We start from the raw sequence: 14,301 nt of genomic DNA, 5'->3' as shown, positions 1-14,301 counted from the left end.
CCAGCCGACGGGCGGGGTTCCGGGTCAGAATGTGGTGTTGGCGAATCCGTGCTTGGCTATCGCGGACAGCATTTGCTGGTACGGGGCGGCGCCGCTGGTGGGGTCGCCGGTGATGCCCAGTGCTGACTTGGCGGAGTTGTACGCGGATTGGGTCAACGGGCCCCAGTCGCCGTCGATTGTCAGGCCTGCGTCGCGGAAGTTGTTGCACATGGCCTGGATGAACTTGGTGTCGCTGTTCGAACCGGTGACCAGGCGGATCGGTGTGCCGCCGAAGTCGCCGTGGATGTGGTCGGCGTGGTCGGCGTTGTACCAGCCGTCGAGGACGTATCGGAACCTGCGGCGGGTGACGGCCTCGAGTGCGAGATATCGCCTGCGCAGCGCGGCATTGGTTGAGGCGTGATGCTTGTCCAGGGGTGTGCAGACGGTTCCGCTGCTCCACTGGATGTGGTCGATGTCCACGGCTGTGCCCTCGCCGTGTTCGCCGGGCTTGTTGACGTAGAACCCGGCGGAGACCATATAGGACACAGTGCCGTACGCAGTGGACAGTGACCGTAAGTCTCGGATCCAGAGTACGAGACGGTCGTAGAATTCCTGGGTGCACTGCCAGTTGCGGGTCGTGGTGTTGGGGCGGTTCGATCGCCAGTAGTAGACCGGCGTGCCGTCGATCGCGCTGAAAGTGATCACTGGGCCTCCTCAGATCTTCGCCGTGACGAGGCGGCCGTCGACAAGCCAGTACGAGAGCGGACCGCGCCGGGTCCACACCGCGCCCACCGCGTGCGCGTCCTGCCGCACGGACACCGGTTGACGCCCAGCGCCGACTGTTCCTGTGATCGCTGCGGAGCCACCGATCGTGTTGGCGACCCAGCGAATGCCGTTCGGCTCCAGCAACAGGCCCTGGACTGCGGCGTCCTCAAGCAACGTGCTTTCGGTACTCCACGCCGAGCCGTCGGGGGAGCGGTACAAAGTGGTGCCCTCCTGCGTGATCGCGGCGGCGACCCAGCCGGAACGGTTGCCCGACACCGTGGTGATCGCCTGCTCGGCGGTCTGCTCAAGCCCGGTGACCGGAATCTCGGTCCATATGCGCTGCCATCGGCGGGCGGCGATCGTCCCCTTGGGCGCCCGTTCTTCCGAGAGGGCCGAACCCAGCGCCATCGCGGTACCCGGACCGAACCCAACGCCGGTGAACTCAGTGTTCGTACCCGTCAGTCGCATGACCTCACGCCACGCGACGCCGTCAGCCGACTGCCAGATCGTCGCCTCGGTATACGGCGGCGCCGGCCGCGAACCGACTGCCAGGACACCCCGGTCGTCAGCGGCGACGTCGATGACGTTGGCGCCCTCCAACCCGGTTGTCGGATAGGTCGTACCGTCCTCATCGACCAGGACCCAGCTGGTGTCGAGCAGGCATAACGCCTTCGCAGCCTGCCCAAGGACGGCCACGCCCGCTGCCTTGGAAAGAGTTTGTTGTGCTGTGGCGGTGCCGACGGTGGTGAAGGCAAGCCCGGCCACCCCCAGAACGAAACCTCGTCGGCCTAACTGACCTGCACTGTCGTCCATTCGATCTCCGTCCAGTCATGACTTCTGCAGCAAACCGTTGGTTTTTCCTTTACTGGAGCGAAAGCGAGTGTATGAGCCACAAGCCTGTCCGGATACGTCCATTCCGCCTAAACGATGATCAGGTACTACTTGATTCATGACTACTTTCGCAGTTAATATCAAAGTGACGAAAGTACGATAATCAACAACGGCTGGGGAGGATGCTGTATTGTCGATTTCATTAGCCGGACGGCTAATGAAATCTGGAAGGGCCGCTGTGATGATGGTTCTGATCACCGGCGGGACGGGGTATGTCGCGGGCTGGTGTGTCGCGGAGCTGCTCAAGCGCGGGTTTCGCGTGCGGGCAACGATACGGTCAAAGTCCAAAGAGGACATAGTGCGTCAGGCGGTGGCGACCGAGACGGACCCGGGGAATCGGCTGAGTTTCGTTCTCGCCGACCTCAAAGGCATGCCTGGCACACCGCGGATCGGCTTCGAGGTGGTCGACGTGCGCGATCTCGTCGACATCCACATCCGGGCGATGACGGCACCCGAAGCTGCGGGGCAACGATTTCTTGCCACCGGTGAGTTCATGTGGATGAGCGAGGCCGCGAACGCCTTGCGCGACGGGGTCGGCGACGCGGCCGGAAAGGTGCCCACGAGGAACCTGCCGGACTTCGTGGTTCGGGTCAGCGGTGTCTTCGACCGTTCGCTACGGGAGATCATGCCCGCGTTGGGCCGTCGTCACCGCCACAGCACCGCCAAAGCGAAGGAACTACTCGGCTGGCAGGCGCGGCCTGCCGCGGAAACCGTTGTCGCCTGCGCGAAAAGTCTCATTGAGCACAACGCTGTCTAGACCCGGAGCATGTGCATGCAGAGTCGCTTGAGCACAGCGCGCATCTCGTCGTCGGGCAGGTCGTTCAGGCGTCGCATGGCCGGTCCGAGGTCGTTGAGCATGGCGTAGGCGGCTTGCTGGTCGAGTGTTGGGTTGTCGCCGAACAGCAGTCGCATGCCTCGTTCGGACAGCTCGTCAAGCCTCTGGCTGATGCCCTCGTGGCGGCGGATGATCGGGTCCGTACGGTTCATCGGCGCGAGGGTGCGGTGCGCGGTCACGACCTGGTCGACGAAGCCCTCGGCCAGGAACTCCGTCCGGGCACGCTTGCCCTGGATCGTCTCGGCCTTGTCGAGCAGGTCTGCAAGCCCCGTGACACTGCCCTCGAACAGGGCTTCCAGTATCTCGATCTTGGTCCGGAAGTAGTAGTAGACGTTGGCCTTGGTCACGCCCATGGTGTCGGCGATCAGCTGGAGCGATGTCGCGTCGAACCCATGCTCGACGAACAGCCGGCGCGCGGTCTGCAGAACGGCCGACTTCGTCTTCTCCGCCTGTTCGGCCCGAGTCGGCGACATGCCTGGATGCTATCCCAACGGGTGGTCAGGACCGGGCTGGTGCAACACCGGCCGCCCTCGGGCCGATCGATGGGCAGGAGGTGTTTCTGCCCGATGGAGCTGCTGGGGACGCATGTCCCGATCTCGTGGTCGAGCCTGCTCGTGCTGCTGTGCGGAATGCTGCTCAGCCATCCGGTCGGGCGCTGGCTGGCCAGGTCGCTGGGGTGGCGTCGCCGGGCAAGCGTCGTGGCCTGGGCAGGGCTCAGTGCTGTCGTGGCGCTCACGGTCACTCCGGACGGGGTACTACCGGGTGATCAGGGACATTGCTCGCCCGGTGAGATAGCCCAGTTGTGGAGCGAGCCGCTGCACGGGAGCGGAGGTATCGGCGGCGGCATGCTGAACGTCCTGCTGTTCATGCCGCTTGGAGCCGCGTTGGTGGTGGCGTCTGGACGGGCCTGGATCGCGGCGAGCGTCGTTGTCGTCCTTCCTGTGGCCATTGAGGTCGCGCAGCGGTCCATACCCGGCCGGATGTGCAGTTTCTCGGACTATCTGACCAATACCGCGGGCGGTTTGCTGGGCATTGTGCTCGGGGTTCTGGTGTTCACGCGGCGTTCCACAGTGGACCATTAGATCCAGCCCTTGTCCCGCGCGGCGAGGGCGAGCTGGAAGCGGGTGACGACGTTGAGTTCCCGCATGAGGTCGTGGATCCGGCGCTGAACAGTGCGCAGGCCGACGTCCTGAGCGCGGGCGATGCTCTCATCTGTGAGACCGGCTGCGAGCAGCCCCAACAACGTTCTGGTGGCCCGGTCCTGGTGCGCTGTGGGGGTGCGGATGGGTGTGGCGCGGCGCCATTCCGACTCGAACAGCGCGATGACGGCGTCGAGCAGCGTGGACGGGTGCAGCACGAAGGCCGCATCGATCGTGTATGTGTCGCTGCGCATCGGGAGCAGCGCGCTGGTGTCGTCGGCTATCCACACCTTCAACGGAGCGTCGGTCACCGCGCGGGCCTGTTCGCCGCAGCGGATGGAGCCTTCGATCTCCTCGAACTTTTCCGGCATGCCGACCACCGCGCGGTCGTAGATGACCCGGTATTCGATGCCGTCGGCGAGGCGGCGCTGCTCGTTGGCTGTGTTGGCGTAGGAGCCGATCATGAGGTGCGGCAGTTTGTCGATGCCGCGAATGCTGACCTTCGCGCTCTCCTGGAGGGCGAAGACCCGGCTCAGAATGTTGTCGGCACCGGTGACGACCTCGACCTGTTCGGCCGGATGGGTGTATCGCGACGCCCGGCGGAACATCTGAGCCAGCTCGTGCACGGCCGTACGCACCTGGTGCAGTTCCTCCTCCCGCCTGCCGAGCAACGGCTGGAGGGCGATGTCCGGCGCGACCGCGAGGTAACTCGACGGCCGCCCAGGTAACCGGCTGGCCATCCCCTTACGCACGAACAACGCGAGCGCGCGAGCGGCCTGTGTCGTGGAGACTTCGCAGTGCAGCGCGAGTTCCGCGGCAGACGAGCGCGGGTGCTGGATGAGCGTCACATACAGGCGGCTCTCCAGTTCGGACAGACCTACGGGCTCCAGCACGGCAAGTCCTCCTTGTGGCGGGATACCGCCAGGTGGCGGGTATCAGCCTCGTTGGCGTACTTGTGTGACGGATCACGCCACCAGCAAGGTTAGGCCGGTTGATCAACTCTTTCTGGAGGACGCCTTGCGCTTACCCCGTCCCCTCAGACCCCGGCGGCTCGTGGTCATCCCGGTCGCCCTGGCCGCCACGATGGCCGTCGTGCCGCCGGTCGTCGCACCTGCCGCCGCCGCGCCGGCCGGGTTCCAGGCCACCCGCCCGGTCGCGCCCACCACGATCACGCTGATCACGGGCGACACCGTGACTTTCTCGAAGGATGCTGCCGGCCGAGCCTCGGTCAACGTGCAGCTACGGCCTGGAAACGACGCTCTCACCTACACCACCGAGCAGAGCGGCGACAAGTACTTCCTGATTCCCGACGAGGCCGCGCCGCAGGTGGCGTCGGGACTGCTGGACCGGCAGCTGTTCGACCTGAACTACTTGGCGGTCAACGGCTACGGCGACGACAGGACGAAGGCCGTTCCGGTCATCGTGCAGTACCACCAGAAGCTGACTGCCACCCAACTCGACCTTGAAGCAGGAACGATCCCCGGCAACACCGACCGGCGGACCCTGCCGAGCATCAACGGCGCCGCCCTTGAGGTGGGCAAGGACCAGGCTCGAGCGTTCTGGGAGAAGGTCCGCGGCCCCGCCGCGAACACGCTCGGAGCCGGTCTGACCAAGGTATGGCTGGACGCCAAAGTCAAGGCCCTCGACGACGTCAGCAACGCACAGATCGGCGCCCCGACCGCATGGGCTGCCGGGTACGACGGAACTGGCGCCACCGTCGGCGTCATCGACTCCGGTGTGGACGCCACCCATCCTGACCTGGCGGGCCGGATCGCGGTGGCACGCAACTTCGTCGAGGCCGGCTCTCCTGGCGGAGGCAACCCGGAGGACGTCACGGACCGGCACGGCCACGGCACCCACGTGGCCTCCACTGTCGCTGGATCCGGTGCCGCGTCAAACGGTCGCTACAAGGGAGCCGCGCCCGGCGCGAAACTGTCGATCGCCAAGGCACTCGACGACGCCGGCTACGGCACCAACTCCGCGATCATCGCGGCGATGGAGTGGCAGGTGACAACCGGGCACGCCGACGTTGTGAGCATGAGCCTCGGCGGCGGTCCCACCGACGGCACCGACCCGCTCAGCCAGGCCGTCAACGAACTCACCGCCCGGTACGGCACGCTGTTCGTGATCGCTGCGGGCAACGCGGGCCCTGGCCAGTTCACCGTCGCCGCACCAGGTGCCGCCTCCTCCGCGCTCACCGTCGGCGCGGTGGACGCCAACGACCGGATGGCCGACTTCTCCAGCCGCGGTCCGCGGGTGGGTGACCTGGCGATCAAGCCGGAGATCACCGCGCCCGGGGTCGGCATCGTCGCTGCCCGTGCCGCGGGTACGAAGATGGGCCAGCCCTTGAACGATCGGTACACCGCCGCGTCCGGTACGTCGATGGCCACGCCACACGTCGCCGCTGCTGCGGGCATCCTGGCTGCGAAGCACGCGGACTGGACTCCGGAGCAGCTGAAGGCCGCGCTTGTGGGCACGGCGAAGGACGGCGGTTTCAGCGTCTACGAACAGGGTTCCGGCCGGCTCGACATCGGGCGGGCGGTGACCCAACCTGTTGTCGACGACGTTGCCGCGGTTTCGGCGAGGGTCACCTACCCGTACGAAGGCCAAGCCCTGACCAAGACGGTGAACTACCGCAACACCGGGTCGGCCCCAGTCGCGCTGGACCTGTCGGTGAAGCTGACCCACAACGGATCCGCGGCCCCGGCAGGGATGGCCAAGGTCAGTCGCCCGTCGCTGACCGTCGAACCGGGGGCCACCGCGAGCATCGACGTCACCCTCGACCCGACCGTGGCCCAGGCAGGCTGGTACGACGGCAAACTGACCGCGACCGGTGGAACCAGCACACTTACCGTGCCCATCGCCTTGTGGCTGCAGGCCGAGCAGGACACTGTGACTGTCCAACTTGTCGGCGACCCCGGCTGGCTGAACATGACCAGCACCTTCGTGAACGCGGTACTGCTCAGTGACACGGACATCCGGTTCGCCGGCGAGCCCAGCACCCGGGTGATGAACTGGAAGGCCACCGGCAAGCCCAACACCCTGGAAGCGAAGATCTCGCTGGCCCGCGGGGCGACCTACTCGCTGAGCTCGTCGCTGTTCTGGTCGAAGGCGGACCGCCAGATCCAGTACGGCCTGCTGTTCGAACCTGAGTTCACTGTGGACGGTGCCGGGACGGTCGTGCTCGACGCGACAAAGATGGCGCGAGTCGACATCGGCACGCAACAGCCGTCCGAAGCGGTGATCGCCAGCTACTTCCACTACCGGTCGAGCGCGGCCGGCCAGCTCTACACCGGTGGCTCGGTGTTCGGCTACCCAGCCGTCGCACCCGGTGGCTTCTGGGTCTCGCCGACCAAGAAGACCGCGCGCATCGGCATGGTGGGCTTCATCGCCGACCAGACCCGGATCGCGCCGCAGGTGACGCTTACTGTGCCGGGATATTCGCTGCATCCCCGGTATGTCAGCGACCGCCACGAACTCGTCCCGAAGTTCGACCGTGACCGGTTGGCAGGCTTCGCGAGCGAGCAGGATCTGCGCGGTGGCAAGGATGTCCGTGGCAAGCTGGTCTTCCTCACCCCGGCACCGCTGCAGACTTTCCTCGCGGACATGGATTCGGCGATCGCCCAGGGTGCTGCCGGGGTGCTGACCAACAACCACCTCGCCTGGGTCATGCACGCGGACGCCTACGTCAAGCACATGAAGATCCCGTTGCTGTGGCTGGACAGTGCCGAGGCCGCGCAGCTGGCCAGGCAACTCCCGCGGTGGCCGGCTGTCCTGCAGGCCAAGCCGACCACGCCGTACGAGTACAAGGCGGTCTACTACCTGCGTGACCGCATCCCTGACCGGATCAACCTGTTCTCGTACGACCGGGACACGGCACAGGTCGACACCACCTACCACGCCCGGTTCACGCCCAAGCAGGGCAAATGGGGACCGGTCTCGGCCTTCACCGAGGTCCAGCACACTTTTATCCCCGGGCAGACGCTGAGCATCCGGGCATCCCACGAGTTCACCGCACCCGACACCAGAACGGAGTACTACACCGTTCCCGGCAACGACGTGCTGTGGAGCCGTGCCTACCGGTTCACCGACCCCGCATCGGGTGCGTCCCGGCACGGAACCTCCTCGCGTGGTTTCACCCGTGGCGCCAAGGAGACCGAGGACTGGAACGAGGCCGTCCTGCCGATGCAGGCGCTGTCCGGAAAGGACACACCGGCGAACGGGCTGGCACTGTACGCCTGCGACAACTGCCGGCAGGGTGACCGGCTGCGGCTGCGTTCGCTCAGCCCGGTCGGAATCGGCCAGTTCGCCGACGCCTCTGACCCGAACCATCAGTACACGGGCGAACCTGGCACTGAGGAAGTCCGATTGTACCGCGACGGAAAGGAAGTCCCGCCCGAGTACGACTCGTTTGGCGCGCGTTACCACTCGGTTCCGGCCGACGCGGGTACGTATCGGCTGACTGACGTCTACACCAATGGTTTCGGTGCACCACACGGCGCAACAACCGTGACAACCGACTGGACTTTCCGTTCCAGCCGGCCTGCCGCGAGCACCGTGAGCGATCCGTACACCTGCGTGGACACAGCATTGTTCAACGACAAGCAGCCGTGCGCCTGGCAGCCGCTCATCCAGTTGGCGTACCAGCTGGACGTGGCCGGCGACGACACCACGCGGGCCGGTCGCCCGTTCACTTTCACCATGACAGCGCGAACCAGCTCGGCCAAGCCGATCGCACTACGCGACCTGCGGGTATGGACCTCCGCTGACGGCGGCAAGAACTGGACCAAGGCCCTGGTGACGCGGTGGACAGGTAATGCGCACTATGTCTCGGTCATCAACCCGCGTAACGCCGGGCCAGTCACGATCAAGGCTGAGGCCACTGATCGGGACGGCAACTCGGTCAGCCAGGTGATCGTCGACGCCTACCAGGTGAAGTAGGCACATCCACGGGCTGGTGGGCACTGGCTCACCAGCCCGTCTGGCTTTACTGGGGCGGGGGAGCGGTGGTGCTGCGGGCGATCAGCGTGGGGGAGAGCTTGATCTGCGCCGACGGCGTGTGCCGGTCTGCGATCCGGTCCAGCAGCAGCCGTGCGGCGTTGCTGCCGATCTGCCGCCCGGCCTGATCCACGCTGGTGAGCGAGATCGGGCCGAGGGCGGCGAACGTGGTGTTGTCGTAACCCGCGACGGAAATGTCGCCGGGGACAGTGAGACCGGCCTCGGCGACCGCCTGCAGCACGCCCATGGCGACGATGTCCGCGCCGGCGAAGATCGCCGTGGGCCGGTTGGTGCGGGCGAGCAGTTGCTTCGCGCCGTCGTATCCCCCTTGCTGTGTATAGGAAGTGGACACGATGTCGGCTTCGAGGCCGTGGGCGCGCATAGCCTGCCGGTAGCCCTGTGCCCGGATCGCGTTGGGCATCTCCGCGAGCCTGGCGGAGTCGGTCTCGTGGTGCTCGATGTGCGCGATCCGGCTGTGCCCAAGCCCGGCCAGATGATCGACCACGAGTCTGGCGCCCGTGATGTCGTCGTCCACGACCGTGTCGTACACGGCGGAATGCCCGTGCCGGCCGATGACCACGGTCGGCACGATGCCGGCGACCTTGTCGAGGCGGGATCGCGGTGCCATCGGGGCGACCAGGATCAGCCCGTCCATGCCGCGATCGATCATCGCGTCGGTGACCTCGGCCTCCGCCTGTTCGCCTTCGCATCCGCCAGGCCCCAGCAGCACGTGGTAGTCGGTGTCACGCAGCCGCTCGGTCACCCCGTCGAGGATCTCGGGGAAGAACGGGTTGCGGATGTCGGGCAGCACCACGCCGATGGTGTACGTCTGGCCGCGCATCCCCCTGGCGGCAGCCGAAGGCCGGTACCCCAGTTCGGCGATCGCCTGCTGGACCTTGGCCCGCGCGGTGGGGCTGGCCCCGTAGGCGTTGCGGAGCACCTTCGACACGGTCGTGGTGGACACCTGGGCGTGCCGTGCGACGTCCACAATGGTGACTCGCCGGGGTGCTGAGGGACTCATCCAGCCTTCCTTCGGGTCACAAATGGGAAACGTTACCTACGGATCATAGGTGATCAGGCCTGCGTCACGTCCAGTGAAACATCCGACATCTTGACGTAATGCCACGACGGCTCCTAGGGTCGTCCGCACCATTTAGGAAACGTTACCCATTGCGCACAGCTGTCGAGTGAAACGTTTCAAGAAGGTGGGCCGGTCAATGGTGATAGCCCCGAACGACCAGCTTGCAGGCCGGGCACGAGCCGTGCCCGGCGGCGAGATCCCCGTACGTGGTCGCCGCCGCGCGGCCGCGCCCTGGTGGTTCGCGGTGCCCGCCATGCTGTTGTTCGCCTTTGTGGTCCTGGTGCCCAGCGCCCGTGGCGTGTACTACGCCTTCACCGACTGGGACGGCCTCGATCCGAACTTCTCCTTCGTCGGGATGGGTAACTTCGTCGAAATGTTCGGCGATCCCGTTGCCGCCCAGGCGATCTGGCATACGTTGCTGATCGCGGTGGCGGTCACGGTCATCCAGAACGGGTTCGGGCTGCTGCTCGCGCTCGGGGTCAATTCGATGATCAAGTCGCGCAACGTCCTGCGGGTGTTCCTGTTCGCCCCGGCGGTGATCACCCCGATCGTCACCGCGTACCTGTGGCGCAACCTGTTGAGCCCGAACGGCGCGGTCAACAGCCTGCTGGCGAGCGTGGGCCTGGAGTCGTGGCAGCAGGACTGGCTGGGTGACCCGGACCTGGCGCTCTGGTCCGTGGTCGCCGTGGTGGTGTGGCAGTTCGGCGGTTACTCCATGGTCATCTTCCTGGCCGGCCTGCAGTCGGTGCCCAAGGAGATCTACGAGGCCGCGGCGATGGACGGCTGCGGGCCGGTACGCCGGTTCTGGTCGGTCACGCGGCCGTTGCTGGCACCGGCGTTCACCATCAACCTGATGCTGTCGATCATCGGCGGGATCAAGCTGTTCGACCAGGTGTACGCGCTGACCGGCGGCGGGCCGGGACACGCCACCGACACCATCTCGACGCTGATCTACCAGGAGGGCTTCACGCTGGGCGAGTTCGGGTACAGCATCGCGCTCGCGGTGGTGCTCACGATCATCGTGGCGGTCTTCTCCTCCGGGCAGTACTTCGTGTTGTCCCGCAACGAAAGGGCTGCCTCGTGAACCGCTACCGCTGGCGCACGTTCGGCCTGGAACTGGTGATGGTCGCCATCGCCCTGGTGGTCGGCTTCCCGCTGTACGTGCTGATCAACCTCGCGGTCCGGCCGCCGTCGGACACGTCCTCGCCGATCACGCCCACCCTGTCGCCGACCTGGGACAACTTCACAGAGGCCTGGCAACAGGGCGCTCTGGGCGGCGCGCTGATGAACAGTCTCCTGGTCACAGCGGGCAGCGTGGTCATCGTGCTGGCCGTCTCGGCACTCGCGGCGTACCCACTGGCCCGCGTCACCGCGCGGTGGTCGAAGTGGACGTTCCTGCTGATCCTGCTGGGCCTGGTGCTGCCGTTCCAGCTCGCTGCTCTGCCGCTCTACCAGACCATGCGCGATCTCGGCCTGCTCGGCTCCGCGTGGGCATTGATCCTGTTCTACTCGGGCCTGCAGGTTCCGTTCACCACGTTCCTCTACGTCGGCTTCATGCGCGCGATGCCCGGCGAGTTCGAGGACGCGGCGGTCATCGACGGCTGCTCGCCGTTGCAGGTCTTCAGGTATGTCGTGTTCCCGATGCTCAAGCCGGTCACGGTGACCGCGCTTGTGCTGAACGCGGTCGCGGTGTGGAACGACTTCTTCACGCCGTTGCTGTACCTCAGCGGCAGCGCGCAGCAGACCATGCCGGTCGCGGTGGCCGGCTTCGTCGGTCAGTACGTCTCCGACTGGAACCTGATCTTCGCGGCCCTGCTGATCAGCGTGGTGCCGGTCCTGATCGTCTACTTCGCACTGCAACGCAGCATCATCAACGGTTTTGCCGGAGGACTGAAGGGATGACGCAGTTGTCCTTGATACGGCTGTACGGACTGCAGACCGAGCAGCGACACGAACCTTTGGGAGTAGGTGAACCGCGCCCCCGGCTGTCGTGGCGACTCGACAGTGCCCGGCGCGGGGCGGCCCAAAGCGCCTATCGGATCACCGCGGCCGAGCGCACGGCGGATCTCGACGACAACAGCCGTCTGCTGTGGGACAGTGGCCGGCGCGAGTCCGGTGACAGCCTGCTTGTGCCTTGGGACGGACCGGTTCTGCGATCGGCCACGCGCTACTACTGGCGGATCGAGATCTGGGACGAGACAGGGGCCCCGGCAGCGGTGGCGCAGAGCTGGTTCGAGACAGCCCTGTTGCATCGGGACGACTGGGAAGCGGTGTGGATCGGCCGCGATCCACACGGTCTGCCGCTCGTCGACCCGCCCAGCGACGAAGATCCGCATGACGGCCCGCCGCCGTTGCACCTTCGCCGCGAGTTCACTGTGGAGCGTCAGCCGGTGCGAGCCCGGTTGTATGCCACGGCTCGGGGAATCTACGAACCAAGGCTCAACGGCTTCAAGGTCGGCGACATCGAGCTTGCGCCGGGCTGGACGGAGTACCACCACAGGCTGCAGTACCAGACCTATGACGTCACCGAGCTGTTGCAGGAAGGCCCCAATGTTCTTGGCGCGACCGTCGCCGACGGCTGGTGGAGCGGGTACGTCGGGTTCGACGCACGCCGTCCGGCCAAGCACTACGGGGACGACACCGCGTTGCTGGCCCAGCTGGTGGTCGACTTCGCCGACGGCTCCCGGCAGGTGGTGGCCACCGACGCCACCTGGGCTGAGGGCCCCGGCGCGGTCCAGTCCGCCGATCTGCTGATGGGCCAAGGTGTCGACGCGCGACGACAGGTGTCCGGATGGGACACTGCGCGCATATCAGGCGAGGAGTTCCAGCCTGTCGCGGTGCTCGACACAGACCCCGGACCGCTGGTCGCCGAGCCGGATCATCCCGTACGCGTCACCCGGGACGTGGCGCCGATCAGTGTGCGGCAGGCCGAAGCGGGCCGATTCATTGTCGACTTCGGACAGAACCTGACCGGCCGGGTACGGCTCACCGTGCGGCAGGCCGAGTCCGGGCAGCGGATCGTTCTGCGGCACGCCGAGATCCTGGCCGACGGCGAGCTGTACGTGGACAATCTGCGTAGCGCCAAGGCCACAGATGTGTACATCACCTGTGGTGACAAGCGTGAGGTATTCGAGCCGCAGTTCACCTTCCACGGCTTTCGGTATGTCGAGGTCGCCAACTACCCCGGCGACCTGGACGCCGCCGACGTCGCGGCACAGGTGATACACAACGACACGCCCTGGACTGGTCACTTCGAGTGCTCGGACCCGATGGTCAACCAGCTGCAGTCCAACATCACGTGGGGACAGCGAGGCAACTTCGTCGCGGTGCCCACCGACTGTCCCCAGCGCGACGAACGCCTTGGCTGGCTGGCAGACGCCCAGATCTTCGCCCCGACAGCCACGCGCAACGCGGACGTCTCAGCGTTCTTCGCGCGGTGGATGCTCGACGTGCTGGACGGCCAGGACGCCGACGGAGCTTTCCGCGATGTCTCCCCGGTGATCACCATGCGTCGTGAGGCCGCACCGGCCTGGGGCGACGGCGGAGTGATCATTCCCTGGGTGCTGTGGCGTACCTACGGCGATTCACGTGTGCTGCGACGTTGCTTCGGCGGGATGGCGGCCTGGATCGAGCACATCCGCAGGCACAATCCCGATCTGCGGTGGCGTCATCGCACAGGAAATTCGTACGGCGACTGGCTGCAGGTCGACGCGGTCACGCCACGAGACGTGCTGTCGACCGCGTACTTCGCCCGCAGCACCCAGATCGTGGCCGAGGCGGCCGAGGTCCTGGGACTGCGGTCCAAGGCGGCCGAATACCGGGACCTGCACACCGCGATCCGGGCGGCGTTCGTCGAGGCATACGTCGGTGAGGACGGCACGGTCGAAGGAGGAACCCAGACCGGCTACCTGCTGGCACTGGCGTTCGGCCTGCTTCCCGAGGACTTGGTGGCAGGCGCGGTCGAGCATCTGGCGGCCGACATCGAGAAGCGCGGGACCCGGCTGACGACCGGGTTCGTGGGCGTGGCCCTGCTCTGCCCGGTGCTGGCCGACCACGGCCGGGCCGATCTGGCCTACGCCCTGTTGCACCAGGAGGAGTTTCCGTCCTGGGGCTACTCCATCCGGCACGGCGCCACCACGATCTGGGAGCGCTGGGACGGGTGGACCGATCACGGCGGGTTCCAGTCCGCCGCGATGAACTCGTTCAACCACTACAGCCTCGGCAGCGTGGGGGACTGGCTCTTCGGGCGGGTGGCCGGTATCGACCAGACGCCTGCTTCGGTGGCGTACAGCGAACTGCTGCTGCGCCCGCTGCCCGGCGGCACGCTCACATGGGCCCGGGCAGTGCAGGACACCGTGCGCGGACGTATCGCGTGTGGATGGTCGCTTGCCGATGGCCGGATCACGGTGACCGCGACGGTGCCGCCAGGGTGCACCGCCGTGCTGGAGGTACCCACCGCAGAGCCGGACAGCGTGCTCGAGAACGACCTGCCGGTGGCCGATCAGCCAGGGGTTCTGAAAGCCGAGACGTCGGCTGGGGGTGTGACGTTGCGGCTGGCATCAGGCCGTTACGTCTTCAGCGCTGTCGCACCGATCCCTTCTATGCGGGAGTAG

At 66.4% G+C, this 14,301-nt stretch carries 12 protein-coding genes; 6 read left to right on the top strand and 6 right to left on the bottom strand.

Annotation, left to right across the window (positions count from 1 at the left end; all coding sequences use genetic code 11):
* Positions 1-24: 24 nt before the first annotated feature.
* Genes JOF56_RS49510 through JOF56_RS49500 form a run of 3 tightly spaced genes read right to left on the bottom strand, consistent with a single transcriptional unit; the run spans position 25 to position 1,833 of the window.
* A complete protein-coding gene (locus tag JOF56_RS49510) occupies positions 25-684 on the bottom strand; it encodes an extensin family protein (protein WP_209646395.1) in 660 nt (219 codons plus the stop codon).
* A 9-nt stretch (positions 685-693) separates the two neighbouring features.
* Positions 694-1,557, bottom strand: a complete 864-nt coding sequence (locus JOF56_RS49505; protein ID WP_209646394.1) for a hypothetical protein — start codon at positions 1,555-1,557, stop codon at positions 694-696.
* Between the two features lie 15 nt (positions 1,558-1,572).
* Positions 1,573-1,833: a hypothetical protein gene (locus JOF56_RS49500; protein WP_209646393.1), complete on the bottom strand. Its 261-nt coding sequence runs from the start codon at positions 1,831-1,833 to the stop codon at positions 1,573-1,575.
* Here JOF56_RS49500 and JOF56_RS49495 point away from each other — a divergent pair.
* The gene (locus JOF56_RS49495; RefSeq protein WP_209646392.1) at positions 1,817-2,392 is read left to right on the top strand and encodes a Rossmann-fold NAD(P)-binding domain-containing protein; all 576 of its coding nucleotides are present in this window, start codon (positions 1,817-1,819) and stop codon (positions 2,390-2,392) included. The genes JOF56_RS49500 and JOF56_RS49495 overlap by 17 nt on opposite strands.
* Here the strand turns inward: JOF56_RS49495 and JOF56_RS49490 are convergent.
* Positions 2,389-2,943, bottom strand: coding sequence for a TetR/AcrR family transcriptional regulator (locus JOF56_RS49490; RefSeq protein ID WP_209646391.1), 555 nt, complete (start codon positions 2,941-2,943; stop codon positions 2,389-2,391). The two genes, JOF56_RS49495 and JOF56_RS49490, sit on opposite strands and share 4 nt — an antisense overlap.
* A gap of 93 nt (positions 2,944-3,036) precedes the next feature.
* On the opposite strand from JOF56_RS49490, the gene JOF56_RS49485 reads away from it, so the two are divergent.
* Entirely contained in the window at positions 3,037-3,552 is a 516-nt protein-coding gene (locus JOF56_RS49485; protein ID WP_209646390.1) for a VanZ family protein, read from the top strand.
* Here JOF56_RS49485 and JOF56_RS49480 read toward each other — a convergent pair.
* Positions 3,549-4,502: a helix-turn-helix domain-containing protein gene (locus JOF56_RS49480; RefSeq protein ID WP_209646389.1), complete on the bottom strand. Its 954-nt coding sequence runs from the start codon at positions 4,500-4,502 to the stop codon at positions 3,549-3,551. The genes JOF56_RS49485 and JOF56_RS49480 overlap by 4 nt on opposite strands.
* 124 nt (positions 4,503-4,626) lie before the next feature.
* Between JOF56_RS49480 and JOF56_RS49475 the strand changes: the two genes are divergently transcribed.
* The gene (locus JOF56_RS49475) at positions 4,627-8,550 is read left to right on the top strand and encodes a S8 family serine peptidase (protein WP_209646388.1); all 3,924 of its coding nucleotides are present in this window, start codon (positions 4,627-4,629) and stop codon (positions 8,548-8,550) included.
* A gap of 46 nt (positions 8,551-8,596) precedes the next feature.
* Here JOF56_RS49475 and JOF56_RS49470 read toward each other — a convergent pair whose 3' ends face one another.
* Positions 8,597-9,628: a LacI family DNA-binding transcriptional regulator gene (locus JOF56_RS49470; RefSeq protein ID WP_209646387.1), complete on the bottom strand. Its 1,032-nt coding sequence runs from the start codon at positions 9,626-9,628 to the stop codon at positions 8,597-8,599.
* A gap of 196 nt (positions 9,629-9,824) precedes the next feature.
* Between JOF56_RS49470 and JOF56_RS49465 the strand changes: the two genes are divergently transcribed.
* From JOF56_RS49465 to JOF56_RS49455, 3 genes are read left to right on the top strand one after another with little or no spacing between them, the layout of a single operon-like run.
* Complete coding sequence (locus JOF56_RS49465; RefSeq protein ID WP_209646386.1) at positions 9,825-10,772, top strand: carbohydrate ABC transporter permease; 948 nt, start codon at positions 9,825-9,827, stop codon at positions 10,770-10,772.
* Complete coding sequence (locus JOF56_RS49460; protein ID WP_209646385.1) at positions 10,769-11,590, top strand: carbohydrate ABC transporter permease; 822 nt, start codon at positions 10,769-10,771, stop codon at positions 11,588-11,590. The genes JOF56_RS49465 and JOF56_RS49460 overlap by 4 nt, the downstream gene beginning before the upstream one ends.
* Entirely contained in the window at positions 11,587-14,301 is a 2,715-nt protein-coding gene (locus JOF56_RS49455; RefSeq protein ID WP_209646384.1) for an alpha-L-rhamnosidase, read from the top strand. Before JOF56_RS49460 ends, JOF56_RS49455 begins: the two co-directional genes overlap by 4 nt.

The organism is Kibdelosporangium banguiense (genome assembly GCF_017876405.1).
Taxonomy (GTDB): Bacteria; Actinomycetota; Actinomycetes; order Mycobacteriales; family Pseudonocardiaceae; genus Kibdelosporangium; species Kibdelosporangium banguiense.
This window is presented reverse-complemented; position numbering and strand designations above follow the sequence as displayed.

What these genes read in the sequence shown, in the direction of transcription:
- JOF56_RS49505 (WP_209646394.1), bottom strand. Translation starts at nt 1,557, where the DNA reads ATGGACGACAGTGCAGGTCAGTTAGGCCGACGAGGTTTCGTTCTGGGG.
- JOF56_RS49495 (WP_209646392.1), top strand. Translation starts at nt 1,817, where the DNA reads ATGATGGTTCTGATCACCGGCGGGACGGGGTATGTCGCGGGCTGGTGT.
- JOF56_RS49490 (WP_209646391.1), bottom strand. Translation starts at nt 2,943, where the DNA reads ATGTCGCCGACTCGGGCCGAACAGGCGGAGAAGACGAAGTCGGCCGTT.
- JOF56_RS49485 (WP_209646390.1), top strand. Translation starts at nt 3,037, where the DNA reads ATGGAGCTGCTGGGGACGCATGTCCCGATCTCGTGGTCGAGCCTGCTC.
- JOF56_RS49470 (WP_209646387.1), bottom strand. Translation starts at nt 9,628, where the DNA reads ATGAGTCCCTCAGCACCCCGGCGAGTCACCATTGTGGACGTCGCACGG.
- JOF56_RS49465 (WP_209646386.1), top strand. Translation starts at nt 9,825, where the DNA reads ATGGTGATAGCCCCGAACGACCAGCTTGCAGGCCGGGCACGAGCCGTG.
- JOF56_RS49455 (WP_209646384.1), top strand. Translation starts at nt 11,587, where the DNA reads ATGACGCAGTTGTCCTTGATACGGCTGTACGGACTGCAGACCGAGCAG.